Genomic DNA, 23112 nt, shown 5'->3' with positions numbered 1-23112 from the left:
TGCCTTTAGAACGGGGGCTCGTCCAGCGGTTCGGGCTTGGTCACGTAGGTCAGACCCCACCGGGTTGTCACCGTCGTGGTGCCGTCCTTGGCGATGCTGACGTCGGCGTTGGTGGCGTGCTTGTAGCGGTGGTGCCGCCGGTCCAAGGGGGCCATGTTGGTGCCGGTGGACTCACCCACCGGCCAGGGGGTGGCGTGGTCGATGTCGCAGCTCCGCGACGGGTGTGAGCAGCAGGGCATGACGCAGGTTTGGTGGCGGGCGCGGAGGAAGCGGTCGACGCCGACCTTGGGGCGGTAGAGCTTCGGGGTGTACTCCACGAGGTGCCCGGCCGGATCCGTGAGCAGGCGGTGGAACAGGGTGCCGGGGTGGGACATCAACTCCCGGACGACCGGGGCGGGGATGAGTTGGCCGGTGGCGAGTGTGCCGGGGCGTTCGTCGACGCCGAGCAGGGCGGTGAGGGGGACGGTGACCTGGATCAGGGGCTTGAGGCCGGCGGTCTTGGGGTCTTCGAGGATGAGACCGGCCATGACGTCGGCGCGGATCTCGTCGAGGTTGCGGCCGTTTTTCGGTTCGTGGGCGGCGAGGCGGTCGATCTTGGCGTAGATGGCGTGGGCGATCTCGATGGGTTGGGAGCAGGAGACGATGCCGAGGCCGTCTTGGGCGTCGAACAGGACGACTTTACGGCTGCGGCGGGCGGCGTCGCGGCGTTGCAGGTGGATGGCGGGGTCGGCGCGCTGCAACCGGGCCTGGCAGGAACGGCGGAGTTGCTGCGGGGAGCGGCCTGCTGCCGTTTCGAGGGTTTTGGCGATGGCGCGGTGGGCTAGTTCGGGTGGGTAGTACTCGGTGGGGTCGACCAGGGCGTGGGCGGAGCGCTCGGAGATGACACCGGCGTGCAGGGCGTCTAAGACGGTGGGGTGCACGTCATGCAGGGTGCGGGCCCACTTGACACGGTCGGAGGCGTTGGACGGAGACAGTTGCAGGGCGGGGCCGATGTCGTGGGCGGTCCATTCGTCGACGTCGAGGGTGGCGATGAGGCGGAGTTGCTCGGCTTGCAGGCGGCGGATCTCTCGTTCGCATTCGATCATGCGAGCGACTTCGGGGTTCATAACTGCGAGTTTACGCGCACGCGAAGATCGACTCGAATCACTAATGGGTGAAAAGCGTTGGGGTGTAACGGAAGTAGTGGCTAGGGCTGGTCGTAGAGCGAGGCGAGAGAGCGTAGAAGGTCTTGTGTGACAACGGTCTGGGGTGGCCTCGAATGAGCTGCTGACGCTCGAAGTGGCGGCGCAGGCCCTCGGGGAGGATGGAGACGACGCCGGAGCGGGGCGGTCGTCTCGGTGTGGGAGCGGCAGACGTAGCTGGGAAGGCTTCGAAGGTGTGACGGGGCAGATGGCAGACCGGCTAGGTTTCAAAATGGTACTGTGCTGGCCATGGACGAGATCACCACGGCGGTGGACGTGCAGACGCTGACGGTCACGATCAACCGTCCGGCCAAGCGCAACGCGCTGACCACGGCGATGTACCGCGAGCTGGGGACGGTGCTCCGGCAGGCCGAAGCGGCCAGGGTGGTGGTGCTCGCCGGCGCGGGCGGGGCGTTCAGCGCGGGCAACGACCTGGGTGATTTCCTCGACGATTTCAAGGCGAACGACGCCGTGCGGGAGTTCCAGGAGGCGGTCCTGGACACGAAGGCGGTCCTGGTCGCGGCGGTCGACGGCCCGGCGGTCGGCATCGGGGCGACGGTCCTGCTGCACTGCGACCTCGTCTACGCGACGGAGCGCAGCTACCTCCAGTTCCCCTTCGTCAACATCGGCCTGGTGCCGGAGTTCGGCAGCAGCCTGCTGCTGACGCAGCGAATCGGCCGCCACCGGGCCGCCGAACTGCTGCTGTTCGGCGACCGCGTGCCGGCCGGGAAGGCGCAAGAACTGGGGCTGGTGAACGAAGTCCTCGACGACGCCGAAGCCCTCGAAGCCCGGCTCAAGGACCGGGTGGCGGCGCTGCTGGCCAAGCCGGAGAGGTCGCTGGAGCAGACCCGGAAACTGGTGCACGACACGATCCACGCGCACGACCAGATGGTGCGGGAGTCGCAGGTGTTCGGCGAGCTGCTCGACGACCCGGACACCAAGGCCCGGATCCAGGCGATGCGCCGCTGACCGACGGCACGAAGAGGGCCGCCGGTCAGCGAAACATCAGTTCGACGGAGCGCAGGCCGAAGGATCGGCGGCCACGTGCAGCTGCGTGTTCCAGCCGGAGCCGACGACCTTGCCGGTGGCCTCGATCCACGTGTCGGTCCGATCGTCCCGCCGGAACCACAGCAGCTTGGCGTTGGCCGTGGTCGGGAAGAACCGGCCGTACAGCACGTCCCCGCCCGGCGAGAAGATCTCGCTGAACTTCTGCCAGCCGCTGCCGACCAGCTCGGCCCGCTGCAGCCAGGTCTTGGTGGCGGCGGAGTACTGGTACCGGTAGAGGTTGCCGGCGGGGTTGCGGGCGTACAGCACGCCGTCGCCGGCGGCGGTGATCGAGTTGTACTGGGCCCAGCCGGTGCCGAGCACCTCGCCGCCAGGGTTGTCGAAGGTGCCGGTGGTGTTGTTCCAGGCGTACGTGCGCAGCGCGCCGGTGGTGTCGATGGCGAAGATCCGGCCCTGCGAGTCGACGGTGATGCGGTTGACGTACTCGGGGGTGAAGTAACGCTGCCAGCTGCTGCCGACCTTGCCGCCGCCGGTCCACTTGGTGCCGGTCCACACCCAGCGCTTGAGGGTGCCGTCCGGGTTGGGATCGGCAGTGCCGGTGTTCTTGTGGATGTCGTACACCACGCCGTCGGGCCCGGCGAGCAGGTGCCCGAGCCAGCCGCTGCCGACGGAGGCGGTCGGCGTGACCCAGCTGATCGAGCCGTCGCCGGGGCCGTTGTGCACGTACTTCCACAGCAGGCCGTCATCGCGCTGCGACCACACCGTGGCCGGCGTGCACGAGATCTGCTGCGGCGCGGTCTGCTGCCCGATCCACGCCGCCAGCGTGTCGGCGCGGACCTCGGTGGTGCCCTGCTGCGGCTGCTCGACGCCCATGCATCCGTGCTGCAAAGAGGAAGTCGTCACGCCGACCAGCACGGACTTGCCGTCGACCTCCTGGAAGGCCGGCGCGCCGGCGTCGCCCTTGCACGCGTCGGAGTCGGGGCTCTGCAACACCAACTGCGCGGCGTCGACCGTGCCGACGGTGAACGTGTTGGTGTGCAACAGGTTCGGCAGCCACTCGGTGGCGGTGCGGCCGAAGCCGGCGAGCCGAACCGTGGTGCCGGCGACAGGCGCGGCGCTGGTCAGCGTCACCGGGGCGATGCCGGTGGCGGCCTTGTCCAGCTTGGCCAGCATCACGGTGTGGCCGGCGTCGGGCACCAGCGTCGACACGTGGGCGACGACACCGTTCGTTGTGGACAGATCCGATCGCCCGACCACGACGGTGGTGTCCTTGACCGGCGAACCGCCGTCGGCGTTCTCGGGGAAGCAGCTGGCCGCGGTGATCACCCAGGCCGGGGCGACGAGCGCGCCGCTGCACGCACGGCCGTCGGCGGTGAGCTTGGCGGCGAAGCCATAGCTGCCGGCGCCGCCGGAGACGGCGAGCGCGGGCGCGATGGTCACGGTCACCATGGCCGCGGCGACTGCGGCGACGACGGATAATCTTCTCGGCACGGGCGAAGTATCTGTCGGTATCACACCATATGTCCCGGATATGAGTGTGACCTGGCTCACCTAGAAGGCGGGCTCAAGGCGGGCGGTGCGCAGCCGCGGCATGACCGCGTAGACGACCCACCCCGCCACGGCCAGGCCCAGCCATGTGATGGCCCGGTAGAACAGGACGATCACGCCGGCCGGGGCGGCGGCGATGCCGGCGCCGAGCAGCACGCCCAGCAGGCCGGTCTCGGCCAGACCGGCGCCGCCGGGGAGGATCTGCAACGCGATGCTGCCCTGCACGACGAGGAAACCGACGACCAGCGCGGCCCACGGCACCTCGACGTCGACGCTGAGCACACTGGCCACCAGCGTCACGAAGTCGAGAACCCAGCTCAGCACGGCCACGCCGACCAGCGCCAACCAACGGCGGCCGCTGGGGCGCAGCGACGCCACGTTGTCCGACAAGGCGTCGGCCTTGGCGGCCCAACGGCCAGGAGCGAGGCGTCGCAGCAGTGCAGGGTGGGAGAGCAGCTGCCACGCGCCGAAGGTGCCGAAGCCGATGACCAAAGCGATCGGCACGGCCACGAGCGCCGGCAACTGACCGGTGACGGCCAGCGCCAGCGCCCCGATGACGATCAGCGTCACGGTGGCGACCAAGCCGGCCATCAGCACCGACCAGGCGGCCACGGGCCCGGCCACGCCCCGCTTACGCAGCTGTGTGATGCCGTAGCCCAACGACCCGGCCCCGCCGACCACCGGCACGGTCGTCGAGACGGCGTTCTGCGCGAAGTTGATGCCCTGGACGGTGCCGGCCGGCAGCTCGGCACCGCCCACGACCAACAGCTGCCGGTGCAGTTCGCCGTACACCGCGAGCGCGCCCGCGCCGCTCAGCGCCGCCACCAGCAGCCAACCCCAGTGCACGGTGTCCAGGTGCAAACCCGTGGCCGTGAACTGGGAAACCATGTCCGGGATGCGCCAGACGACCCAGCCGAGGGCGGCTCCGACGACCGCCCAGTGCAGGATCGCGCGCCATGGGAACGGCTTGTGTTCCTCGGCCCACCCGATAGCCGCCATCGCCGCCTCCCTTGTCCATCAAGGTCAACCGCCTCGTCTGGGATCGAATTTCCGACATGGCGGCGATGTGGTCGGCGTCTCTCAGGCCAGACCGCCGATCTGCGCTTTCAGCGCGTTCAGGGCCTGGGCGATGTCGGTCACCGACGAGGGGATCGCCTTGCGCAGCAGGCCGAGCGCGTGGATGTTGCCGATCGCCTCGAAGTACGAGGTCGGCACGCCGGCGGTGATCAACGCGGCGGCGTAGGCGCGGCCCTCGTCACGCAGCGGGTCGAGGCCTGCGGTCAGCACGACGGCGGGCGGCAGGTCGGTGAAGACGCCCTGCATCGGCGACGCCCGGACATCGGTGATCACCGGCTGGTAGGCGTCCTGGTAGAAGGCCCGGCTCTCGTCGGTGAGCAGGTAGCCGTTGGCGAACTCCCGCTGCGACGGGTACTTGCCCACCAGATCCGTGGCCGGCCACATCAGCATCTGGGCCACCACCGGGACCTCCGCCGGCCGGTCGCGCAGCGCCATTGCCGTGACGATGGTCAGGGTGCCGCCGGCGCTGTCTCCGCCGAGGACCAGGCCGGTGACCTCGCGGTCCAGTTCGGACGGGCTCGTGGCCAGCCAGCGGGCGACGTCCTCGGCGTCGTCGACGGCCGCCGGATACGGCGCCTCCGGCGCGAGGCGGTAGTCGACGAGCAGCACCGGCAGGTCCAGGCGCTGGGCCATGTCCGCCGCGAGCGACCGGTGCGTGTCGATGCCGCCGAAGACGAAGCCGCCGCCGTGGAACCACAGCAGCACCGGGCCGGCGCCGCGGTGCTCGCGGCGGTCCAGCAACAGCGTCGGCAGCGGGGCCGTCTCCAGCATGCGGGCCGTGGCCAGCGGCGGCTCCGGCAGGTCGACCACCGTGGCCAGCATGCGCATGGACTCGCGGACGGCCTCCGCCGTCGGCGTGCCGCTCTCCGGCGGGATCTGGTCCAGCAACGCCTGCACGTCGGGCCTGATCATGGCTACCTCCCTGATGTCAGCGACTGTCATCAGAGTAGGTCGTGATGTCAGGTGCTGTCATCACGGGTAGGGTGTGATCCATGGCTCGTTGGCAGCCGGACGGACGCCGCCGGCTTCAGGACGCGGCGCTGGAGCTCTACGGCGAGCGGGGCTTCGCCGAGGTGACGGCGGCCGAGGTGGCCGCGCGCGCCGGGCTCACCGAGCGGACCTTCTTCCGGCACTTCGCCGACAAGAAGGAGGTCCTGTTCGGCGACGAGACCCAGCTGGCCGAGACCATCGCCGACGGGGTCCGCGCCGCGCCGCCGGAGGCCTCGCCCATGGAGGCCGTGCTGGTGGGCTTCGCGGCGCTGTCGGAGTCGGCCCACGCCCGCCGGGACCGGCTGCTCCGCCGCGAGCGGATCATCGAGCAGAACGCCGAGCTGCGGGAACGGGAGCTGGCCAAGTTCGCCGCCTGGACCTCGGCCCTGGCCTCGGCGCTACGGGAACGAGGCGTCGCCGAGGCCTGCCTGGTGGCCGAGGTGGCCATCGCGACCGGCCGGATGGCCTTCCACCGGTGGATCGAGGCCGACCGGCCGGTGCCGCTGGCCGAGGCGATGCGCGAAGGCTTCGCGGCGGTGCGGGACTTCGTCAGCTGACAGTCCACTGTGGATCGCGGCCGGTCAGGCCGAGGATCCGGTGCATCGCCGGGGCGTGGTCCGGCACCGCGACCTCCGGCCCGAAAATCCCCATCTGCCGGCCCAGCTCGGCGTTCTGGGCCAGCCCGGACTCCACCTCCGCCTCGATGTCCGGGTCCACGTCCAGATCCCGGCCGGCGGCGCGGGCGAGGTCCCAGCCGTGCACCACGAACTCGCCGGCGATCATGGAGCCCACCAGCTCCGCCGGCAGCTCCATCGGACTGCCCATGTGCGTCACACCCTGCCAGGCCGCCGGGTCGCTCCAGGCCTTCACAACCGTGGTGACCGCCGCCGTCAGGCTGGCCAGGCAGTCGCCACCGGTGAGGTCGAGGTCCGCCTCCGACGCGGCCGGCGGCGCGATGGCCTCCTTGGTCGCGCCGCCGGCGAGCGACGGCGCCCAGAACAACAGGTGATTGATCAGCCCGCGGACCGTGTAGTCGGTACAGGGCGTCTGGGCGTCCAGGTGTGGCTCCAGCGCGGGGATGAGGGCGAGCAGTGGCGCGGCGGCCCGTTCGATCAGCATGGACGGCAGTCAAGCCAAAGCCGGCGGCCCTGTATTGAACAAACGCGACACTAGAATCGGGTCGGTGAGGGACGAACGGGAGTTGGGCGGCGCGTGGCGCCGGTTCCAGCGGCACGACTTCCCGCAGCCGTCGCCGGATCTGGCCGCCTTCGTCGACCACTACTGGCTCGTCAGCTGGTCGTACGCGCAGCCGTACCGCCAGAAGATCGTGCCCTATCCCCGCGTCAACCTGACCGTCGCCGACGACGGCACAGCGGTGGTCACCGGGGTCGGCAGCAAGCACGGAACCCGTGTGCTGGAGGGAGATCGCACCGTTGTCGGTGTGGCCTTCCGGCCCGGCGGCTTCCGCCCGTTCCTGGGACGGCCGGTCGCCACGATCACCGACCACCAGCTGCCAGCGGCCGAGATCTTCGACGGCATTCCCACCGAGCCGACGGTCGAAGCCGTCGAGGCGATGCTGCGCCGGCACCGGCCGGAGCCCGATCCGCGGGCGGAAGAGGCGGCGGACCTCGTCGCCACGATCGCCGCCAAGCCGGAGATCACCCGCGTCGACGAGCTCGGCCGGCCCGTGCGGCAGTTGCAGCGGCTGTTCGCCGAATACGTGGGCATCAACCCGAAGTGGGTGATCCGGCGCTATCGCCTGCACGAGGTGACCGAGCGGCTGGCCAAGGGCGCGACGATCGACTGGGCCGGGCTGGCGGCCGAGCTCGGCTACGCCGACCAGGCCCACTTCGTCCGGGACTTCACCAAGATGTTCGGGGAGTCCCCGACGCACTACGCGCAGCGGTACTAGACCGCCAGCCCGCTCAGGTAGGCCCGGCAGGTGGCGCGCATGCGGTCCACGGTCATGTTGTGCGACCCGAGCAGCACCTGGATGGCCAGCCCGTCGATCATCCCGACCACGGTGTTGGCCATCAGCACGGGATCCCCTTCGCCGATCAGCCCCTGGTCCTGGGCGTCACGCAGCAGGCCGACCACGGTGCGCCGCCAGTCGCCGTAGATGTTCTCGTTGAGCTCCTGCAACTCCGGCGCGCGCAGCCCGTGCACCCACAGCTCGGCCCACACTCGCCACGCCGAGACGCTCTCCGCGTCCAGCGGCGCGTACGACTCGACGAGGCGGGTCAGCAGCTCCAGCGGATCGCCGCCGGCGGCCAGCACGGCCGCCCGGCGCTCCAGCGAGTGCCGGTAGTTGTGCTCGAAGGCGGCGTGCAGCAGGGCCTGCTTGCTGTCGAAGTAGTAGTGGATCGTGCCGGAACTGACGCCCGCTCGCGTCGCGACGTCGGTCAGCCGCAGCTCCTGTATGCCGGACTCGGCGATGACCTCGCAGGTGGCGCCCAGGATCTGCGCCCTGCGCTCGGCCTCGACGCTCGGACGCGGCACGGTCACTCCTTCCGATGGGTGTGACCGCGAGTATAGATAACTGGCCCGCCGGTCAGAGATGGCGGGAGATCACCAGGCGCATGATGTCCGACGTGCCCTCCTCGATCTCCTCCAGCTTCACGTCCCGCATCCACTGCTCCACCGGGAACTCCCGCGAGTAGCCCCAGCCGCCCAGCGTCTGCACGGCCGCCCAGGTGACGAACATGGCCGTCTCCGAGGCGGTCAGCTTGGCCATCGCGGCCAGGCCGGTGACCCGCTGGCCGGCGTCGATCTGCCGGGCCGCGTGGTGCACCAGCAGCCGGGCCGACTCGATCCGGGTGGCCATGTCGGCCAGCCGGAAGGCCACGGCCTGGTGCTCGATGATCGACACCCCGAACTGCTTGCGGTTACGGGCATAGTCCAGCGCGAACTCGTACGCCGCCCGGGCGGCCCCGACCGCGGCGGAGCCGAGTATCACCCGCGAGATGTCGAAAGTGCCCATCAGGCCGTGAAAGCCGCGCCCCTCGTCGCCCAGCCGGTCACGTGCCGGCACGAAGACGTTGTCGAAGAAGACTTCCCGGCACACGATGGCCCGCTGGCCCATCTTGCGCATCGGCTCGCCGAACCGCAGCCCCGGCGCGTCCCGTTCGAGCAGGAACGCCGTCACTCCGGAGGATCGCTTGCTGCGGTCGGTCTTGGCGAACACCACGTAGTAGCGGGCCGCGCCGGCGTTGGAGATCCACGCCTTCTGGCCGGTCAGCTCGTAGCCGCCCTCGACCCGCCGGGCCGTGGTGATCATCGCCGCCGCGTCGGAGCCGGCGTTGGGCTCGGTGGTGGCCAGCGCCGTCATCGGGGAGTCCGGGCCGGTCAGGGGCCGCAGCCACGTCTCCTTCTGCGCATCGGTGCCCAGCACGAGGATCGGGTCGGCGAAAAAACCGTTGGAGCACAGCAGATTGCCGATGCCCGGGTCGCCCCAGCACAGCTCCTCCTGGACCAGGCACTGGGTGAACACGTCGGTGAAGCCGCCGCCCCCGTACTGCTCGGGCAGCATGAAGTTGGTGATGCCGACCTCGGCCGCCCGGGCGAACAGGTCGACCGGGGTCACCACGTCCGCCTCGTCCACCTCACGCGCCCGCGGCCGGATCTCCTTGGCCGCGAAGTCGTGGCACAGCTGGACGATCTGCCGTTGCTCGTCGGTGAGCGGCCAGGCCGGGAAGTGGATGGTCATGCGCGGCGTGCCTCCTTGTGCGGTCTGGTCCCGATGATCAGCGCGTCCACGGCGACCGGCCCGTCCGGCCCGACCCGGACGGGGTTCAGCTCCAGCTCGCCGACCAGCGGCGAGGCCGCGACCAGCAGCGACACCCGGTGCACCAGGTCGGCGAGCCCGTCGAGGTCGACCGGCGGTCGGCCGCGCCAGCCGTGCAGTAGCTTCGCACAGCGCAGCCGACCCAGCATTTCCCGTGCCGTCGCCGGAGAAACCGGAGCCAGCTCGGTGGCGATGTCGTGGTGCAGCTCGGTCTCCGTGCCGCCGGCGCCGACCACGACCAGCGGGCCGAAGTCGGGGTCGCGGCGGGCCCCGACCAGGATCTCCACGGTGTCCGGGCGGGTGTCCTGCTCCTCGACGACGTACTCGCCGGGGCCGAGCCGGGCCGCCATCTCGTCGAAGGCCTCGGCCAGCCGCTCCAGGGTCGACAGTCCCGTGCGGACGCCGCCGGCTTCGCTCTTGTGCTCCAACCACCCCGCCTTGAGCACGTACGGGGAGGTCAGCCGGCGGGCGTGGTCGAGGTCCTCACGGCGGCGGACGACCAGGCCGCGGGGAAAGCCGACGTCGACGAGGACCTGGCGTGTCTCCCAGTAGCCGTCGGGCAGGACGCCGATCGGCCGGGCCTGGTAGGGGAGCGGCAGCTCGGCGGGGCGGCCGAGGGCGGCCAGGCCGGTCAGGGCGGTGACGGCCGGCTCGATGCGGTCGTACGTCGGCACGCCGGCGGCCCACAGGGCGTGGGCGGTGGCGCTGTTCGGGCCCATGGAGTGCACCAGCACCGGCTTGCCGGTGGTCGCCGCGATCTCGCCGATCCGTTGCGCCACGGCGATTTCCCGGTCGGCGATGACCGGGATGTCCAGCCCGTACCGTCCGAAGTAGCCGGTGAGCACGGCCGCGTCCACGTCCTCGGACCGCAGCACCGCCTCGGTGACCAGGGCGTAGTTGGCCAGATCCTGTTCGCCCGCCCCGGCCAGGTCCACGGGATTGTGCTGCGCGGCCTGGGCCGGCAGGTCGACGCCGATATCCTGGGAGAACTGGGGAACATGCAGGTCGTGGGCATGAGCCACATCTGCCGCGATCCCGCACTGGCCGCCGCTGTCGCCGATGATCGCCACCCGGTTGCCGCGTGGCGGTCTTGTGGCCAGCACGGCCCGGGCGACGTCGATCAGCTCGGCCGGCGTGCGCACCCGCGCGACTCCGGCGGCCCGGCAGGCGGCGTCCACCACGTCCAGCGGCGAGGTCAGGGACCCGGTGTGGGAGCGGGCCAGGCGGGTGCTCGCGGCGCTGCCGCCGACGGTCAGCAGCAGCTTCGGCTTGTCGATCGCCCGCAGCGCCTCGACCAGCGCCATGCCGTTGGCGAAGTTCTCCAGATACACCGCCACGACCCGGGTCGACTCGTGGTCGGCGAGGTCGGCCAGCAGCTCCGTCGCCGTGACATCGCTGGCGTTGCCGAGCGAGACGAACCGGGAGATCCCCAGCCCTTGCCGGGCGCCCAGCAGCGCCAGCTCCGAGCCGACCTGCCCGCTCTGCGACACAATGGCCAGCGGGCCAGGGGTGAAGCTGCCCCACGCCAGGCGCAGATCCGTTGCCGTGTCGACGATGCCCAGGCTGTTCGCGCCCACCAGCCGCGCCCCGCCGGCCCGAATCCGTTGCGCCAGCTTCGGTTCGTCGGCCACGCCGGCCGTGATGCCGAGGAACCCCTTGACCCCCAAGGAAAGCCCTTCGGCCACGACATCAGGCACGTGGTCCGCCGGCACGCACAGCACCACCAGCTCCGGCACGGCGTCGAGCTCGGCGAGGTTGGTGGCGCACGGCCGGCCGCAAACCACGCCGCCGCGCCGATTGACCAGGTCCACCCGGCGACGATGAGCGCCGGTCAGCGCCCCGGAGGCCAGCCAGTAGCCCCATTTGGACCGGTTGTCCGAGGCGCCGACCACCGCCACCGACGCAGGATCACGGAACACGCCCAGTCGCCGCATCGTCGCCCCAGAGTGAGATAACTGGCTCGCCAGTCAGTTATCGTGCGTGGGGCCGGCAGGGGATGTCAACCGCGGTCGATGTGCTGCGTCACCTTCGTCAGGCGCCACTGCACCGAGCCGTGGTCGATGGTGTCGTGCACGGGGGAGCCGGCCATCTCCCCGGTGATGCCGGCCGCGCCGGCCTCGGCCTGCGCCATGCTGTCGTAGGCCACGATGTCGACCACCGTGCCGTCCTCGGCGACCGCGATCCGCCGCCACCGAAACCCCGGCTGCCGGCGCAGGTAGTCGTTGATGTCGTCGTTCGCCGCGACGAAGTCGTCCGCCGTCAGCCCGGCCGCCGGCCGGAGCACCGTCACCTCGAGAATCTCTGCCACGAGAACAGCGTTCACCGGGCGACGGCGTCCAGGAAGGACGTGGCTTCCTGGGTGCGCTGCACCTAGGCGTGCGCCGGGACCGCCAGCTGGTCGATGGCGTCCTGGGCGGCCAGGCTCTCCGCCGTGCCGACCAGCAGCTGCTGCCCGGGCGCGTCCTTCACGTCGAAGGTCTGGTACGTGAGTTCCACTCGCCCCACCCGGGGATGGACGAAGACCTTGTACGCCCGCGTGAGCCCGGCGACGGTGTGGTCGGCCCACAGCTCACGGAACTCGGCCGACCCGGCCGACAGCTCGGCCACCAGCGCGGAGATCCCCGGATCGGACGGGAAGAGCCCGGCGTTGAGCCGCAAGGCGTGCACGGTGGCGCCGGCCACCAGCGGCCACTCGACGAACACCGCCCGGGCCGCCGAGTGCGTGAACAGGATCCGCGGCATGTTCCGCTCGCCGCCGAAGGGCGACAGCAGCGCCTCGGCGACCCGGTTGGCGGCCAGGACGTCGAAGGCCGGCCCCAGCACGTAGGCGGCCGCCCGCGGGAAGGCGTCCAACAGCTGCACCAGCGACGGATCCACCCTTGTCGGCGGCACACCCGGCACGCCCGGGTGCAGCCCGGCCAGCCGGTGCAGGTGATCACGGGCGTCCGGGCCCAACTGCAGGGCCCGGGCCAACGCCGTCACGACCTGGGCGGACGGATTCCGCTCCCGCCCTTGCTCCAACCGTGTGTAGTAGTCGGCGCTGACCCCGGACAGCACCGCCACCTCCTCGCGGCGCAGCCCGGCGACCCGACGCGTGGTCGTGTCGCCGGGCAGACCCGCCTCCGAGGGCTCCAGCCGGGCGCGACCGGCCCGCAGGAACTCACCCAGTTGGTTGTCGCGGCTCACCATGGGCAAATGCTACTCAGTACAGCGGCTTGCGCCCGATGGCACCGTAGGCGCAGCTGCGCTCGGGGTGCTCGTCCACGTCCTCCGGCGTCTCCGGCCGCCACTGCGGCACGTAGACCACGCCGGGCTCGATCAGCTCCAGCCCCTTGAACAGCCGCGTGAACTGGTCGCGGTCGCGGGCCGTGAAGGGGCTGTCGGTCTCGTCGTACAGGCGGATCACCTGCTCGCCCTGCTCCCCGGCCGAGTCCTGGGTGCCCTGGGAGATCACCACGTAGCTGTCGGCGGCCAGGGCGTTGCGATAGGCCGCCACGATGGTCTGCGCCTCGGCGTCGTCCTCGACGAAGTGCAGCACCGCCGACATCAGCACCGCCACCGGCTGGGACAGGTCGAGCATGTTCAGCACGACCTCGCTGCGCAGCACGTCCCGCGGCACCCGCAGGTCGGCCCGCAGCGCGGCGGCGTTCTCGTTCTTCTCCAGCATCAGCGCCGAGTGCGCGATGGCCACGGAGTCCCGGTCCACGTACACGACCCGCGCGTGCGGGGCGACCTCCTGCGCTATCTCGTGCACGTTGCCGGCGGTGGGAATGCCGGAGCCCAGGTCGAGGAACTGGGTGATGCCCTGGTCGAGCAGGTAGTGCACGGCCCGCCGCAGGAACCGGCGCGAGGTGCGCAGGATCAGTGGCAGGTCCGGCATCGTCTCCTGGGCCCGGTGCGCGAACTCCCGGTCGATGGCCAGGTTGTGGTAGCCGCCGAGGAAATAGTCGTACACCCGGGCGGCGCTGGGCACTTCCGGATCCAGCCCCGTCGGCATCCACGCGGATTCGTGCACGAGCATGACCTCCCGTTTTCACTTCCACGTTCGGCGGACGCCCTTGATTCGCCGCGGAACACTAGTACAGCCTCATGCGGTCGCGGTGACAACGAGGGTCGGCGGTCGGCGCAGATAATCACCGAAGTGGACCACATCGGCGGTAGGGGAGCAGACCGGATCCCACCACGTGACCTGACGGAAGCCGGCCCCGAGCAGGGCCTGTTCCTGGCTCGCCCGCGACCAGTGGTGCGGGGTGACGTCGATCGTGCCGCCGAGGAACTCGCTGCGCAGCCGAATCGGATCGCCGTCGGAAAGTTCAGCCGAAGGGGCTATCAAGTCGAATCCGTACCGCAGGTAGTAACCCGGCTCGCGGGCGAAACCGGGATTGATGGTCACCGTCACGAATCGCTTTCCCGGGCCGGCCAGCGCCGATCGGGCCGAGGCGCACATCGCGGCCAGGGCGTCGTAGGTGTCCGCGTACGGCAGCAGGTGCACCGCGAGCACGACGTCGAACGCGCCGGCGATCGGCTCCGACGCGTCCTGCAGCACGAAGCTCGCCCCGGTCGGGTCCTCGGCCTCGCGCCGCCAGGCGTGCTCGATCATGCCGGCGGCGCCGTCGATGCCGACCACCGGCCGCGCCCCGCGCTCGGCCAGCAGCCGGGTGTACGAGCCGGCGCCGCAGCCGAGATCCAGCGCCGCCAACCCGGTCACGTCGCCCAGCGCCGTCAGCACCGAGTGCTGCTCCACGTCCCGCCGGTACGGCCACACGTCGAAGCTGCGCTCGTACAGGTAGGCCAACTCGTCGAACTGGCTTGTGGTCACGGCACTCCTCACCAGGTCACCGGCAACTGCATCGGGCGGGTGAACATGCGGTTCGGGTCCCACGGCAGCTCACGTTCGCTGACCGCCAGGTCCAGTGTGGGAAACCGTTGGAACAGCGCGGAAAACGCCTCCTGGAGCACGACACGGGCCAGCTGCGAGCCGAGGCAGTAGTGCGGCCCGGCGCCGAACGTGGCGGAGCCGTCGGTGGCCCGGTGGATGTTGAACCGCTCGGGGTTGCGGTAGTGCCGCGGGTCCCACGTGACCGCCTGCATCGGCACCACCACGGCGTCGCCCTGCCGGATCATGGTGCCGCTCAGCTCCACGTCCTCGCGGGCGATGCGCGGGAAACCCAGGCCGCCGTTGTGGAAGTAGCGCAGCACCTCCTCGACCGCCTTGGGCCACAACGAGGGGTCGGCCACGCACTCGGCGAGTTGCCTGCGGTGCAACATGAGGATCATCGGGCCGGTGGTCAGCGGGGCCACCAGCGGGTCGAACGAGGTGACGAAGATCAGGAACAGCGTGCCGAACATCTCCGACTCGCTGATCACGCCCTCGCGGCGGGCTTCGAGCAGCGTGTGCACGGGCGTGTCGGGCGCCGGATCCGCGCGGCGGGCGGCGATCAGCCGGGCGATGAACTGCTTGGCGGCGTCGGTCTCCTTCTCCACGGCCTCCGGCGTCGAGGACAGGTCCAGGCTCATCGGGTAGACCTGCCGGCACTCCGCCGCCAGCTCCGGCGGCACGCCCATCAGCTCGCCCATGGCGTCCAGCGGCAGCGGCGCCGAGTAGGCCTCCACCAGGTCGGCCGGGTTGGGGCCGGTCGACAGCTGATCCAGCAGCCGATGGGCGTGGCGGGCGAACAGCGGCCGGTGGCGCTGCACCGCGCGGCGGGTGAACCAGCCGCTGAGCACCTGCCGCACCCGACCGTGCGCGGGCGGGTCGAGGTTGAAGATCGCGTCGTGCACCGAGGTGAGGTCCTCGCCGACCATGCGGGGCGAGCCGGGCTCGGCCAGGTTCCGGCTGAACCGGTTGTCGGCCAGCATCTGGGCCACGTCGTCTCTGCGCGTCAGCATCCAGGCCGTGACGCCGCTGGGCAGCCGGACCGGGCAGACCGGTTTGGCGCGTTGGGCCCAGGCGGTCAGCGGGGGGAGCGCGCCGGTGTCACCGAGCGGAAACGGGTATTGCAGCGGGAGTTCCGGTTCGATCGTATCCGTCACGATTTTCCTCCTCCTGGCTGACGATCGCCCACGTCTGGCCGGGCGCCGCGGTGAGAATGGAGCCGCTGTCCGCGATCGCCGCCACCAGTGGAGTGGCACGGTGGTACACGAAAACGCTCCTGTCGGCGCCGAAGACGTCCGGGCCGTCCGTGAGCAGCGGAATTTCAGCAATGACGTAGCGAACCGCGATGTCGATATCGCACTGTGTGACCGGTTGGCCGTTCGCCGCGTTGCCGACCACCTCGGCCGTCATCTCACGGCAGGCCCGTCGAATGCGCGGATCAGTCAGATATGCCTTGCGTGAGCGGATCAGCGAAGCCCGGTATGCGGCGTCGGCGTGCAGCCGGGTCCAGCTCGTCACGTGTCGCGATGGATCGGGGACGCCCAGGTCGGCCAGGGCTCGCACGGCCGGATTGCGCAGCTGGCGGTAGGCCCGGCGGGCCCGGTGCACCGCCTGCGCCGGCGGGTGGCCGGCCGCCACCAGCGTGTACGCCGCCTCGAATCCGGGAATGACCACGTCGATGGATCTGAATCGGGGCTGCAGCCAGAAAATCAGGTTCCGGATGTATTCCGGCTTGTATCGTCCGTTCTGCGGACTCAGTCCGACCAGAACGTGGTCGCGATGCCTGGCTGTCTCTGCTAACCAGTCGAGAGTGAACACGATGGAGCCCCTCCCTCGCCCGTGCGACATGGTGTCTACGGATCGTTCGAGACGGACAACTGCGCATTTGCATAGCTACATCTGCAAATTTCGGCACAAGTCTAGGTCGGGTTCACCGGTGGCGGACAGAGCTAGTTCGTGTGAAAGAGCAATCACGCGCCGCACTTGACCATCACTCGCCCGAGTTAACCGTCCCTCGGGTGGGCGACCCCCCGTCCCGGCCCCGCTGAGACGCCCGGTGTGTCTGCGGCCCTCCCGCGCGGGCCTGCCACCTGGTCATACACCGGATTCTCGCCACTGTCGGGTGACTTCTGCGCCGTGCACAGACGATCAACAGCAAAAAGGGCGCGGGTCGGAAGACCCGCGCCGCGACGCAGCTGCCGCCCCACACCGGGGCGGCAACCGTCAGGTGATCAACTCTGCGTGGACTCGGCCCGCCGGGGCAGCTTCCAGCCCGGGCGCACGAAGTGGCAGGTGTAGCCGTTCGGGTAGCGCAGCAGGTAGTCCTGGTGCTCCGGCTCGGCCTCCCAGAAGTCGCCCGCCGGCTCGACCTCGGTGACGACCTTGCCCGGCCACAGGCCCGAGGCGTCGACGTCGGCGATGGTGTCCTCGGCGACGCGCTTCTGCTCGTCGCTGGTGTAGTAGATCGCCGACCGGTAGCTCAGCCCGATGTCGTTGCCCTGCCGGTTCTTCGTGCTCGGGTCGTGCACCTGGAAGAAGAACTCCAGCAGGTCCCGATAGCTGGTCGCGCTCGGGTCGAAGACGATCTCCACGGCCTCGGCGTGGGTGCCGTGGTTGCGGTAGGTGGCGTTGGGCGTGTCGCCGCCGGAGTAGCCGACCCGGGTGGACAGCACGCCGGGCTGCCGCCGGATCAGGTCCTGCATGCCCCAGAAGCAGCCACCGGCCAGCACCGCGGTCTCGGTCGTGTTGCTCATCGCTCCCTCTCTGGTCCTTCCCCCCGGCCCGTACAACGCGGGCCCGGCCGGTTTTGGTCCCGGGTGTGACCTGCGTCCGGTCCAGCGTAAGCAGTGCGTAAGAGGTCTCAGGCGGCGTTGGCCAAGAAGTCGGTCAGAAGGGCCGCCAGCCCACAACGAACTTGTTCGGAACGAACATGTTCGTTAGTATCGGTTTATGACCAAGACACTGCTCGCTCTGCACGGTGGCCCCGGACGCCGCTCGGTCCAGCCGGTCGTGGACCGCTTCGGCGACACGGTGCTCGCGCCGACCCACGCCGGCTGGGACGGCACGCCTCGGCCCGACTAGTACGAGGGCGTGGACGACCTCGCCATCGAGTACCTCGACCTGCTGGAGGACGGCGGCCACGACGACGTGGTGGTGATCGCCAGCTCGTTCGGCGGGTGGATCGCCGCCGAGATGGCGGTCCGCGACCGCGGGCGGCGCATCTCCGGGCTGGTGCTGATCGACGTGATCGGCCCCCAGATCCCGGGCCACCCCGTAGGCATGCCGTCGGTGGACGACGCGCGGCTGCCGGCGCAGATGCGCGCCAACTTCGCCAACGTGTTCCACTACACCGCGCGCCACCCGCAGGGCGATCCGCGGCTGCCGCATCGCGTCCAGCGGACCGCCGTGCCGACGCTGTTCATCTGGGGCGGGGACGACCGCATCGTCAGCCTGGACTACGGCCGCGTCTACGCCGCCCGGTTTCCGAAGGCGGAGTTCGTTGTGCTGCCCGGGATCGGCCACGCCCCGCTGATGGAGGCGCCGGAGCGCACGCTGGACCTCGTCGCCGATTTTCTGCGGGCCTGACGAACATGTTCGCCACGAACACGTCCGTTAGGCTCGGCCGTATGGCGGACACCTACAACCGGCGGGAGCGTCCGGCCAAGCCGGCGCTGAGCCGGGACGGCATCGTGGCGACAGCACTGGCCGTGATGCGGTCCGAGGGCATGGAGAAGGTGACCATGCGGCGGCTGGCCAAGGAGCTCGACACGGGCCCGGCCTCGCTCTACGTGTACGTGAAGGACACCGAGGAACTGCACGCCGCGATGCTCGACGAGCTGCTCGGCGGGGTGGAGCTCGACCCCGGCCCGGACGGCGACTGGCGGGCCCGGCTGTGGCGGGTGATGACGTCCTACCGACAGGTCCTCTTCGACCACCCCGGCCTGGCCCGGGTCGCCCTGGTCGCCCGGCTCAGCGGTCCGAACTATCTGGCCGTGATCGAGGCGGTGCTGGCCCGGCTGGCCGAGGGCGGCATGCCGCGGGCGCAGGCCGGCTGGACGGTCGACCTGCTGATGCTGGTGTCCACGGCCAGCGCCGTGGAACAGGGCACCCGCAGGGCCAGCGGCGCGGCGGCCGATCACGACCTGATGGTCGGCGCCCTGCTCGGCGCCTCGGCGGAGACCTACCCCAACATCGCCGCCCACGCGGTGGAGCTGATCGGCGGCCCCGCCGCCTCGCGGTCCCGCTGGATGTTCGACGTGTTGCTGTCCGGTGCCTTCGGCACACCCACACCCGGAGAAGGAGATCTGCCATGAAGATCGTCATTGTCGGCGGCGGCCTCGGCGGCCTGACTCTCGCCCGCGTCCTGCACGTCAACGGCATCGAGTCCACTGTGTACGAACTCGACGAAACGCCGACCTCCCGTGATCAGGGCGGAACCCTGGACCTGCGTGAGGACACGGCGCAGCGGGCGCTGCGCGAGGCCCGGCTGTTCGACGAATTCCGTGCGCTGGCCCGTGATGAGGGCGAGGCGATGCGGTTGGTCGACGCCAACGGGGTTGTGCACATCGACGAGATCCCGGGCGAGCCGGGCGGCCGCCCGGAGATCGACCGCAGCGCCCTCAAGCGCATCCTCGTCGAGTCGCTGCCGGCCGGAACCGTGCGGTGGGGAGCCAAGGTCACGGCGGTCACCCCGTCGTCGATCACCTTGAGCGACGGCGAAACCGTCGCGGCCGACCTGGTCGTCGGCGCGGACGGGGCGTGGTCGAAGGTGCGGCCGCTGCTGTCGGACGCCATGCCCGTCTACTCCGGGCTGTCCTTCGTGGAGACGCATTTGTCCGATGTGGACGCACGGCACCCCGAGCTGGCGGCGTTCGTCGGCCACGGCACGCTGTACGGCCTCGGCGACGGCAAGGGCATCATCGCCCAGCGCAACGGCGACGGCCGGATCCGCGTCTACGCCGCCATCCGCAACGAGGACGAGAACTGGGTCGGCGCCGATGTCGTCGACGCCGACCCGACGCAGACCCGGTTGCGGCTGCTGGAGATCTTCGACGAGTTCGCCGAGCCGCTGCGTGGCCTGATCGCCGATGGCGACGACGTCTTCGTGCCGCGACCGATCCACGCCCTGCCCGTCGGTCACAGCTGGGAGCGGGTGCCCGGCGTCACGCTGCTCGGTGACGCCGCGCACCTGATGTCGCCCTTCGCCGGCGAGGGCGCGAATCTGGCCATGCTCGACGCCGCCGAGCTGGCGTTGGCGCTGGCTTCGCACTCCGACCTGGAATCGGCGCTGAAGACCTACGAGACCGCGATGTTCCCGCGCGCCGAGGCGGCCGCCGCGGAGTCGGCGTCCAACCTCGTCGCGTTCTTCGAGCCCGACGGCGCCGAGCGGATCGGCCGGATGTTCGCCGAGTACTCAGGTCAGTAGCCAGCCGCCGTCGACGTTGAGGTCATGGCCGTTCATGCCCCCGTTGCGCAGCAGGAACTCCGTGGCGTCGGCCACCTCGTCCATCGTCACCAGCCGGCCCAGTGGCGTGCGGGCCACGGCCGGGTGCGTGTCCTTCACGGCGCTCCACTTAGGACTGTCGCCGACCACGCCCGAGTGCAGCGCGTTGACCCGCAACGGTGCCAGCTCCTTGGCCAGCGTGCGGGTCAGGCCGGTGACGCCGGCGTTGATCGTCGTCACCATCGTCGAGCCCGGATAGGGGCGTTCCTTGGCCAGGCCGCCGAACAGCACCACCGACGCCCCCGGCCGGAACCTCGCGGTCAGCACCCGGACCGTCTCCGCGTAGCCCACCAGCTTGATCGTCACCGACTTGATCGCGTCGGCCACGTCGAACGTGCCGATGCTCTGCACCGTCTGCTCGATGGCCGTGATCACCAGGTGGTCGACCTCGCCGACCTCGGCCAGCGCCGCCTCGATCGTCGTCGGCGCGGCCAGATCCAGGGCGATTCCCTTGGCGTCGCCGCCGATCTCCGTCGCCACCGTCTCGGCGCGGCCCTTGTCCCGGCTGGTGATCACCACGGTGTCCCCGCGCCCGGCCGCCCGCTCCGCCACCAGCCGGCCGATGCCGTGGCTACCCCCGACCACCACTGTTGTTCCCATTTGAACATCCTGGCACGGGGTTTCTTCGGCACTGGCCGGCACTGACCGAAAGGGCAGCGACTCGGTCCTCGGCTTCCGCCGCCTCGTCGAGGGCGTGTCCCTCTTGGTTCAGGGCCTGCCCCAGCTGAAGTCGTGCCGGGTGGCGAATTCCACGTAACCGCAACGGGCGAAGGCCGCGCGCATGGGGCGATTGGCCTCATCGGTGTCAGTGGTGATCTGAGTGACGCCGTCGTCGAGCACGGCGGCCGTGCCGTAGGCCAGCAGCTGCCCCGCGTAACCACGGCCGCGCTGCGCCTGGACCACACCGAGCTCCGCCATGATGGCCCGGTCCCCGTGCACGCGAGCGGCCTGGACATAGCCGACGGCATCGCCGGCCGGGTCCACGCCGACGACGAACCAGCGCTCAGGATGGTCGCGGTGCCGAGCCAGCCGGAGCCGCCCGGCCGCCTCGCCCTCGCGACCTTCCGCCGCGCGAATGGACACTTGGCTGTTGTCCACGAGCCGTCGCCGACCGCGGCGAAGATCCGCAGCAGGTCGTCGTCGGAGAACTCGGCGGCAGGTCGGAAGGTCAATACACCACTGGGGCGGGGAGTGGGAGCGCCGTCGGGCCACAGGAGTCGCACGCGGTCGACGTCCAGCCGGAATCCGGCGGCCGTCAGGATCGAGGGCTGCTGCTCCCGCTGGGCCCGCAGCTCGGGGGAGGCGTCGGTGTCGATGACCACCCGCGCCTCGACGGCCGAGGCGTCGAAGGCCGCCAGGTCATGCGTGAGCAGGGCTGTGGCGGCTGTGGCGTCGACATGGCCGAGCAGCTGCACGAAGGTCGGCACGTCGCCGGGATCGCCCTGGCCTGACCAGGAGTCGAAGACGTGCGCGGCCAGCAGCTCACCCTCGTCCGACCTGGCCATGCGGCACCACTCCGGCCGCGACTCGCCGTTGGCCAGCGCGGTCGTCACCCAATACGAGAGGGGTTCGCGCTTGACGCCGAGCGAAACCAGCGTCTCGACCTCGGACTTGTCGGTGATGCTGCGAAAACGCATGGGCCGGAAACCTACATTCGGTGGGTCGGAGGGCGTGACTCGCGGGGGTTGGGATCCGGGTGACGCTATTCGAGGCCCACCGGGATTTCGACTGAGATTTCCGCGGCGACTCGGCGCACCCGCACTTGCCACGCATACGGCCCCTACGCCGACATCGCCTTGAACCCCCCACGCCAGGACGGCCACGCCGGCTGCCAGCCCAAACTGTTGCGGGCAAAGCAGTTGTCGGCCCCACGGGCGAAGCCGGCGCGCTGATCCGACGGCGTGGGCGGCTCGACCCCGACGGCGACGCAGAACTCCGGCACCCAGTCGACGCCGGCCGCGGGTTCGTCGTCGCAGATGTTGACGGCGCCGTTTCCCCAGTCCAGGGACTGCAACGCGGCGGTGGCGGCGTCGTCGATGTGTACGAAGCTCGTGACGTCACGGTTGGCGGGCGGCGGAGTCGTGGCCATCAGACCGCCGGGGGAGTACCAGGTCCCGGGGCCGTAGAAGGTGCCGTAGCGCAGAACCACGTGGGCGGGAACGCGGGTGGCCTGGCCTTCCAGCTCGGCGACGGCGCACACGGTCGTCCGCCGGGGCTCGTCGGCGTTGAGGTCGAGAGGAGTGTCTTCGCGGGCCGGGGTGTCGCCCGGCTCGTAGGCGAAAGCGATGCTCTGCACGACAAATCGCCGCACGTCGGCGGCCAGCGCGGCGTCGACGAGATTACGGGTGCCGATCATGCGGACGGTCGAGTTGGCGGCGCGGTCGCCGGCCGCGAGATCGGTGAGCTGGTGCATGACGACGTCCGGACGGGCGGTCAGCACCGCCGCCCGAACGCTGTCCGCGTCGAGGGCGTCACCGTCGACGGACTCGGCGCCGAGCCGGCGGATCCGCTCGGCGCTGGCGGCTGATCGGGCCAGGCCGGTGACGTGGTGACCGTGGTTGAGCAGCAGCGGGACGAGTCGGCGGCCGAGCGCCCCGGTCGCGCCGGCGAGGAAAACACGTGCCATGGACACACGCTATCCGCGGTGGCCGCCGCCGGTGTGGACCAGCTCGCGGCCGGATTCCGGTACCAGCGCCAAGGGGCGGGCCACGGCCCCTCGGCGCCGGTGTTGCTCAGTCCCGGGTCAGGGCGAAGCTCCGCACGTCGTGGTTGACAAAGCTGTGCAGGTCGGTCGCCGGGATGGTGATGGCGTAGCCGCTGCAGTCCGGCGTGGTGTAGAGCAGGAAGGCGTTCGAACTGGCGTTCAGCTCCGAGTGCACGGCGAACGGCAGCGCCACGCAGGCGTCGGTGGTCGGGGTGTAGTTCACGCTCTGACCGCTGAAGTCGGCCTGCCAGAACGTGATCCCGGTCGGCTCGTCGGCGGACGCGGTGCCGGCGACCGCGGCGACCAGGCCCAGTGCGGCGGCGAAAGTGGCGACTATGCGCACGGTTTCTCCTCGGTGCGGGGCGGCGGTCCTCCGATGATCGCCAGTGTTTGCCCTACCGGTCAAAGGTTTGTGATCGTCGGCGCACAGTGACCGTTGACTCC

Annotated in this window: 26 protein-coding genes; 7 read left to right on the top strand and 19 right to left on the bottom strand. The window is 70.5% G+C overall.

Going from position 1 to position 23112, the window contains the following annotated elements; all coding sequences use genetic code 11:
• Window positions 1–5: 5 nt before the first annotated feature.
• Entirely contained in the window at window positions 6–1106 is a 1101-nt protein-coding gene (locus AB0M73_RS10495) for a DUF222 domain-containing protein (RefSeq protein WP_363889523.1), read from the bottom strand.
• 324 nt (window positions 1107–1430) lie between these two features.
• Between AB0M73_RS10495 and AB0M73_RS10490 the strand changes: the two genes are divergently transcribed.
• Entirely contained in the window at window positions 1431–2150 is a 720-nt protein-coding gene (locus tag AB0M73_RS10490; protein WP_363889520.1) for an enoyl-CoA hydratase-related protein, read from the top strand.
• A 36-nt stretch (window positions 2151–2186) separates the two neighbouring features.
• On the opposite strand, the gene AB0M73_RS10485 is transcribed toward AB0M73_RS10490, so the two are convergent.
• From AB0M73_RS10485 to AB0M73_RS10475, 3 genes are all read right to left on the bottom strand, one after another.
• Entirely contained in the window at window positions 2187–3677 is a 1491-nt protein-coding gene (locus tag AB0M73_RS10485; protein ID WP_363889517.1) for a tachylectin-related carbohydrate-binding protein, read from the bottom strand.
• Window positions 3678–3737: 60 nt separating this feature from the next.
• The gene (locus AB0M73_RS10480) at window positions 3738–4733 is read right to left on the bottom strand and encodes a lysylphosphatidylglycerol synthase transmembrane domain-containing protein (RefSeq protein WP_363889515.1); all 996 of its coding nucleotides are present in this window, start codon (window positions 4731–4733) and stop codon (window positions 3738–3740) included.
• A gap of 81 nt (window positions 4734–4814) precedes the next feature.
• Complete coding sequence (locus AB0M73_RS10475; RefSeq protein ID WP_363889512.1) at window positions 4815–5723, bottom strand: alpha/beta hydrolase; 909 nt, start codon at window positions 5721–5723, stop codon at window positions 4815–4817.
• Between the two features lie 80 nt (window positions 5724–5803).
• On the opposite strand from AB0M73_RS10475, the gene AB0M73_RS10470 reads away from it, so the two are divergent.
• Complete coding sequence (locus AB0M73_RS10470; protein ID WP_363889509.1) at window positions 5804–6358, top strand: TetR family transcriptional regulator; 555 nt, start codon at window positions 5804–5806, stop codon at window positions 6356–6358.
• Here AB0M73_RS10470 and AB0M73_RS10465 read toward each other — a convergent pair.
• A complete protein-coding gene (locus tag AB0M73_RS10465) occupies window positions 6351–6920 on the bottom strand; it encodes a TIGR03086 family metal-binding protein (protein ID WP_363889507.1) in 570 nt (189 codons plus the stop codon). The two genes, AB0M73_RS10470 and AB0M73_RS10465, sit on opposite strands and share 8 nt — an antisense overlap.
• 64 nt (window positions 6921–6984) lie before the next feature.
• Between AB0M73_RS10465 and AB0M73_RS10460 the strand changes: the two genes are divergently transcribed.
• Window positions 6985–7713: a helix-turn-helix domain-containing protein gene (locus AB0M73_RS10460; RefSeq protein ID WP_363889505.1), complete on the top strand. Its 729-nt coding sequence runs from the start codon at window positions 6985–6987 to the stop codon at window positions 7711–7713.
• On the opposite strand, the gene AB0M73_RS10455 is transcribed toward AB0M73_RS10460, so the two are convergent.
• The 10 genes from AB0M73_RS10455 to msrA form a co-directional block, all read right to left on the bottom strand.
• A complete protein-coding gene (locus tag AB0M73_RS10455) occupies window positions 7710–8300 on the bottom strand; it encodes a TetR/AcrR family transcriptional regulator (RefSeq protein WP_363889502.1) in 591 nt (196 codons plus the stop codon). The genes AB0M73_RS10460 and AB0M73_RS10455 overlap by 4 nt on opposite strands.
• Before the next feature lie 52 nt (window positions 8301–8352).
• Window positions 8353–9507 (bottom strand): acyl-CoA dehydrogenase family protein, encoded by a 1155-nt coding sequence (locus AB0M73_RS10450; protein WP_363889500.1) that lies wholly within the window; start codon window positions 9505–9507, stop codon window positions 8353–8355.
• Complete coding sequence (locus AB0M73_RS10445; RefSeq protein WP_363889499.1) at window positions 9504–11519, bottom strand: acetate--CoA ligase family protein; 2016 nt, start codon at window positions 11517–11519, stop codon at window positions 9504–9506. Before AB0M73_RS10445 ends, AB0M73_RS10450 begins: the two co-directional genes overlap by 4 nt.
• Before the next feature lie 65 nt (window positions 11520–11584).
• A complete protein-coding gene (locus tag AB0M73_RS10440; RefSeq protein ID WP_363889497.1) occupies window positions 11585–11893 on the bottom strand; it encodes a hypothetical protein in 309 nt (102 codons plus the stop codon).
• A gap of 62 nt (window positions 11894–11955) precedes the next feature.
• Window positions 11956–12774, bottom strand: a complete 819-nt coding sequence (locus AB0M73_RS10435) for a helix-turn-helix transcriptional regulator (RefSeq protein ID WP_363889495.1) — start codon at window positions 12772–12774, stop codon at window positions 11956–11958.
• Window positions 12775–12787: 13 nt separating this feature from the next.
• Complete coding sequence (locus AB0M73_RS10430; protein ID WP_363889492.1) at window positions 12788–13606, bottom strand: SAM-dependent methyltransferase; 819 nt, start codon at window positions 13604–13606, stop codon at window positions 12788–12790.
• 66 nt (window positions 13607–13672) lie between these two features.
• Window positions 13673–14404 (bottom strand): class I SAM-dependent methyltransferase, encoded by a 732-nt coding sequence (locus AB0M73_RS10425; RefSeq protein WP_363889490.1) that lies wholly within the window; start codon window positions 14402–14404, stop codon window positions 13673–13675.
• 8 nt (window positions 14405–14412) lie between these two features.
• Window positions 14413–15618: a cytochrome P450 gene (locus AB0M73_RS10420; protein ID WP_363889488.1), complete on the bottom strand. Its 1206-nt coding sequence runs from the start codon at window positions 15616–15618 to the stop codon at window positions 14413–14415.
• Window positions 15563–16279, bottom strand: a complete 717-nt coding sequence (locus tag AB0M73_RS10415; RefSeq protein WP_363889485.1) for a tRNA-dependent cyclodipeptide synthase — start codon at window positions 16277–16279, stop codon at window positions 15563–15565. The genes AB0M73_RS10420 and AB0M73_RS10415 overlap by 56 nt, the downstream gene beginning before the upstream one ends.
• A gap of 413 nt (window positions 16280–16692) precedes the next feature.
• Complete coding sequence (msrA, locus tag AB0M73_RS10410) at window positions 16693–17214, bottom strand: peptide-methionine (S)-S-oxide reductase MsrA (protein ID WP_043727039.1); 522 nt, start codon at window positions 17212–17214, stop codon at window positions 16693–16695.
• 196 nt (window positions 17215–17410) lie between these two features.
• Here msrA and AB0M73_RS10405 point away from each other — a divergent pair, with 196 nt between their 5' ends.
• From AB0M73_RS10405 to AB0M73_RS10390, 4 genes are read left to right on the top strand one after another with little or no spacing between them, the layout of a single operon-like run.
• Window positions 17411–17542 (top strand): hypothetical protein, encoded by a 132-nt coding sequence (locus AB0M73_RS10405; protein WP_363889483.1) that lies wholly within the window; start codon window positions 17411–17413, stop codon window positions 17540–17542.
• Window positions 17543–17551: 9 nt separating this feature from the next.
• The gene (locus AB0M73_RS10400) at window positions 17552–18046 is read left to right on the top strand and encodes an alpha/beta hydrolase (protein WP_363889481.1); all 495 of its coding nucleotides are present in this window, start codon (window positions 17552–17554) and stop codon (window positions 18044–18046) included.
• A 41-nt stretch (window positions 18047–18087) separates the two neighbouring features.
• Complete coding sequence (locus tag AB0M73_RS10395; RefSeq protein WP_363889479.1) at window positions 18088–18774, top strand: TetR/AcrR family transcriptional regulator; 687 nt, start codon at window positions 18088–18090, stop codon at window positions 18772–18774.
• On the top strand, window positions 18771–19886 hold the full coding sequence (locus AB0M73_RS10390) for an NAD(P)/FAD-dependent oxidoreductase (protein ID WP_363889476.1): 1116 nt from the start codon (window positions 18771–18773) through the stop codon (window positions 19884–19886). Before AB0M73_RS10395 ends, AB0M73_RS10390 begins: the two co-directional genes overlap by 4 nt.
• Here AB0M73_RS10390 and AB0M73_RS10385 read toward each other — a convergent pair.
• The 4 genes from AB0M73_RS10385 to AB0M73_RS10370 form a co-directional block, all read right to left on the bottom strand.
• Entirely contained in the window at window positions 19875–20564 is a 690-nt protein-coding gene (locus AB0M73_RS10385) for an SDR family oxidoreductase (protein WP_363889474.1), read from the bottom strand. The two genes, AB0M73_RS10390 and AB0M73_RS10385, sit on opposite strands and share 12 nt — an antisense overlap.
• A gap of 108 nt (window positions 20565–20672) precedes the next feature.
• Window positions 20673–21062 carry a GNAT family N-acetyltransferase gene (locus tag AB0M73_RS10380; RefSeq protein WP_363889472.1) on the bottom strand — a complete coding sequence of 130 codons (390 nt, stop codon included), beginning with the start codon at window positions 21060–21062 and terminating at the stop codon, window positions 20673–20675.
• Between the two features lie 682 nt (window positions 21063–21744).
• Window positions 21745–22590: an NAD(P)-dependent oxidoreductase gene (locus AB0M73_RS10375; RefSeq protein WP_363889470.1), complete on the bottom strand. Its 846-nt coding sequence runs from the start codon at window positions 22588–22590 to the stop codon at window positions 21745–21747.
• 106 nt (window positions 22591–22696) lie between these two features.
• Window positions 22697–23011: a hypothetical protein gene (locus AB0M73_RS10370; protein ID WP_363889467.1), complete on the bottom strand. Its 315-nt coding sequence runs from the start codon at window positions 23009–23011 to the stop codon at window positions 22697–22699.
• Window positions 23012–23112: the final 101 nt, after the last annotated feature.

The sequence above is a fragment of the Kutzneria sp. NPDC051319 genome, from assembly GCF_040682195.1.
Classification (GTDB): domain Bacteria; phylum Actinomycetota; class Actinomycetes; order Mycobacteriales; family Pseudonocardiaceae; genus Kutzneria.
Note: the sequence above shows the minus strand (reverse complement) of the source record. Positions and strands in the feature narration are given on the sequence as shown.

Excerpts from the sequence above, each read along its gene's own strand:
- AB0M73_RS10435 (WP_363889495.1), bottom strand. The coding sequence starts at position 12,774 with ATGGTGAGCCGCGACAACCAACTGGGTGAGTTCCTGCGGGCCGGTCGC.
- AB0M73_RS10430 (WP_363889492.1), bottom strand. The coding sequence starts at position 13,606 with ATGCTCGTGCACGAATCCGCGTGGATGCCGACGGGGCTGGATCCGGAA.
- AB0M73_RS10395 (WP_363889479.1), top strand. The coding sequence starts at position 18,088 with ATGGCGGACACCTACAACCGGCGGGAGCGTCCGGCCAAGCCGGCGCTG.
- AB0M73_RS10375 (WP_363889470.1), bottom strand. The coding sequence starts at position 22,590 with ATGGCACGTGTTTTCCTCGCCGGCGCGACCGGGGCGCTCGGCCGCCGA.
- AB0M73_RS10470 (WP_363889509.1), top strand. The coding sequence starts at position 5,804 with ATGGCTCGTTGGCAGCCGGACGGACGCCGCCGGCTTCAGGACGCGGCG.
- AB0M73_RS10450 (WP_363889500.1), bottom strand. The coding sequence starts at position 9,507 with ATGACCATCCACTTCCCGGCCTGGCCGCTCACCGACGAGCAACGGCAG.
- AB0M73_RS10465 (WP_363889507.1), bottom strand. The coding sequence starts at position 6,920 with ATGCTGATCGAACGGGCCGCCGCGCCACTGCTCGCCCTCATCCCCGCG.
- AB0M73_RS10495 (WP_363889523.1), bottom strand. The coding sequence starts at position 1,106 with ATGAACCCCGAAGTCGCTCGCATGATCGAATGCGAACGAGAGATCCGC.
- AB0M73_RS10480 (WP_363889515.1), bottom strand. The coding sequence starts at position 4,733 with ATGGCGGCTATCGGGTGGGCCGAGGAACACAAGCCGTTCCCATGGCGC.
- msrA (WP_043727039.1), bottom strand. The coding sequence starts at position 17,214 with ATGAGCAACACGACCGAGACCGCGGTGCTGGCCGGTGGCTGCTTCTGG.
- AB0M73_RS10385 (WP_363889474.1), bottom strand. The coding sequence starts at position 20,564 with ATGGGAACAACAGTGGTGGTCGGGGGTAGCCACGGCATCGGCCGGCTG.
- AB0M73_RS10390 (WP_363889476.1), top strand. The coding sequence starts at position 18,771 with ATGAAGATCGTCATTGTCGGCGGCGGCCTCGGCGGCCTGACTCTCGCC.
- AB0M73_RS10475 (WP_363889512.1), bottom strand. The coding sequence starts at position 5,723 with ATGATCAGGCCCGACGTGCAGGCGTTGCTGGACCAGATCCCGCCGGAG.
- AB0M73_RS10490 (WP_363889520.1), top strand. The coding sequence starts at position 1,431 with ATGGACGAGATCACCACGGCGGTGGACGTGCAGACGCTGACGGTCACG.
- AB0M73_RS10405 (WP_363889483.1), top strand. The coding sequence starts at position 17,411 with ATGACCAAGACACTGCTCGCTCTGCACGGTGGCCCCGGACGCCGCTCG.
- AB0M73_RS10445 (WP_363889499.1), bottom strand. The coding sequence starts at position 11,519 with ATGCGGCGACTGGGCGTGTTCCGTGATCCTGCGTCGGTGGCGGTGGTC.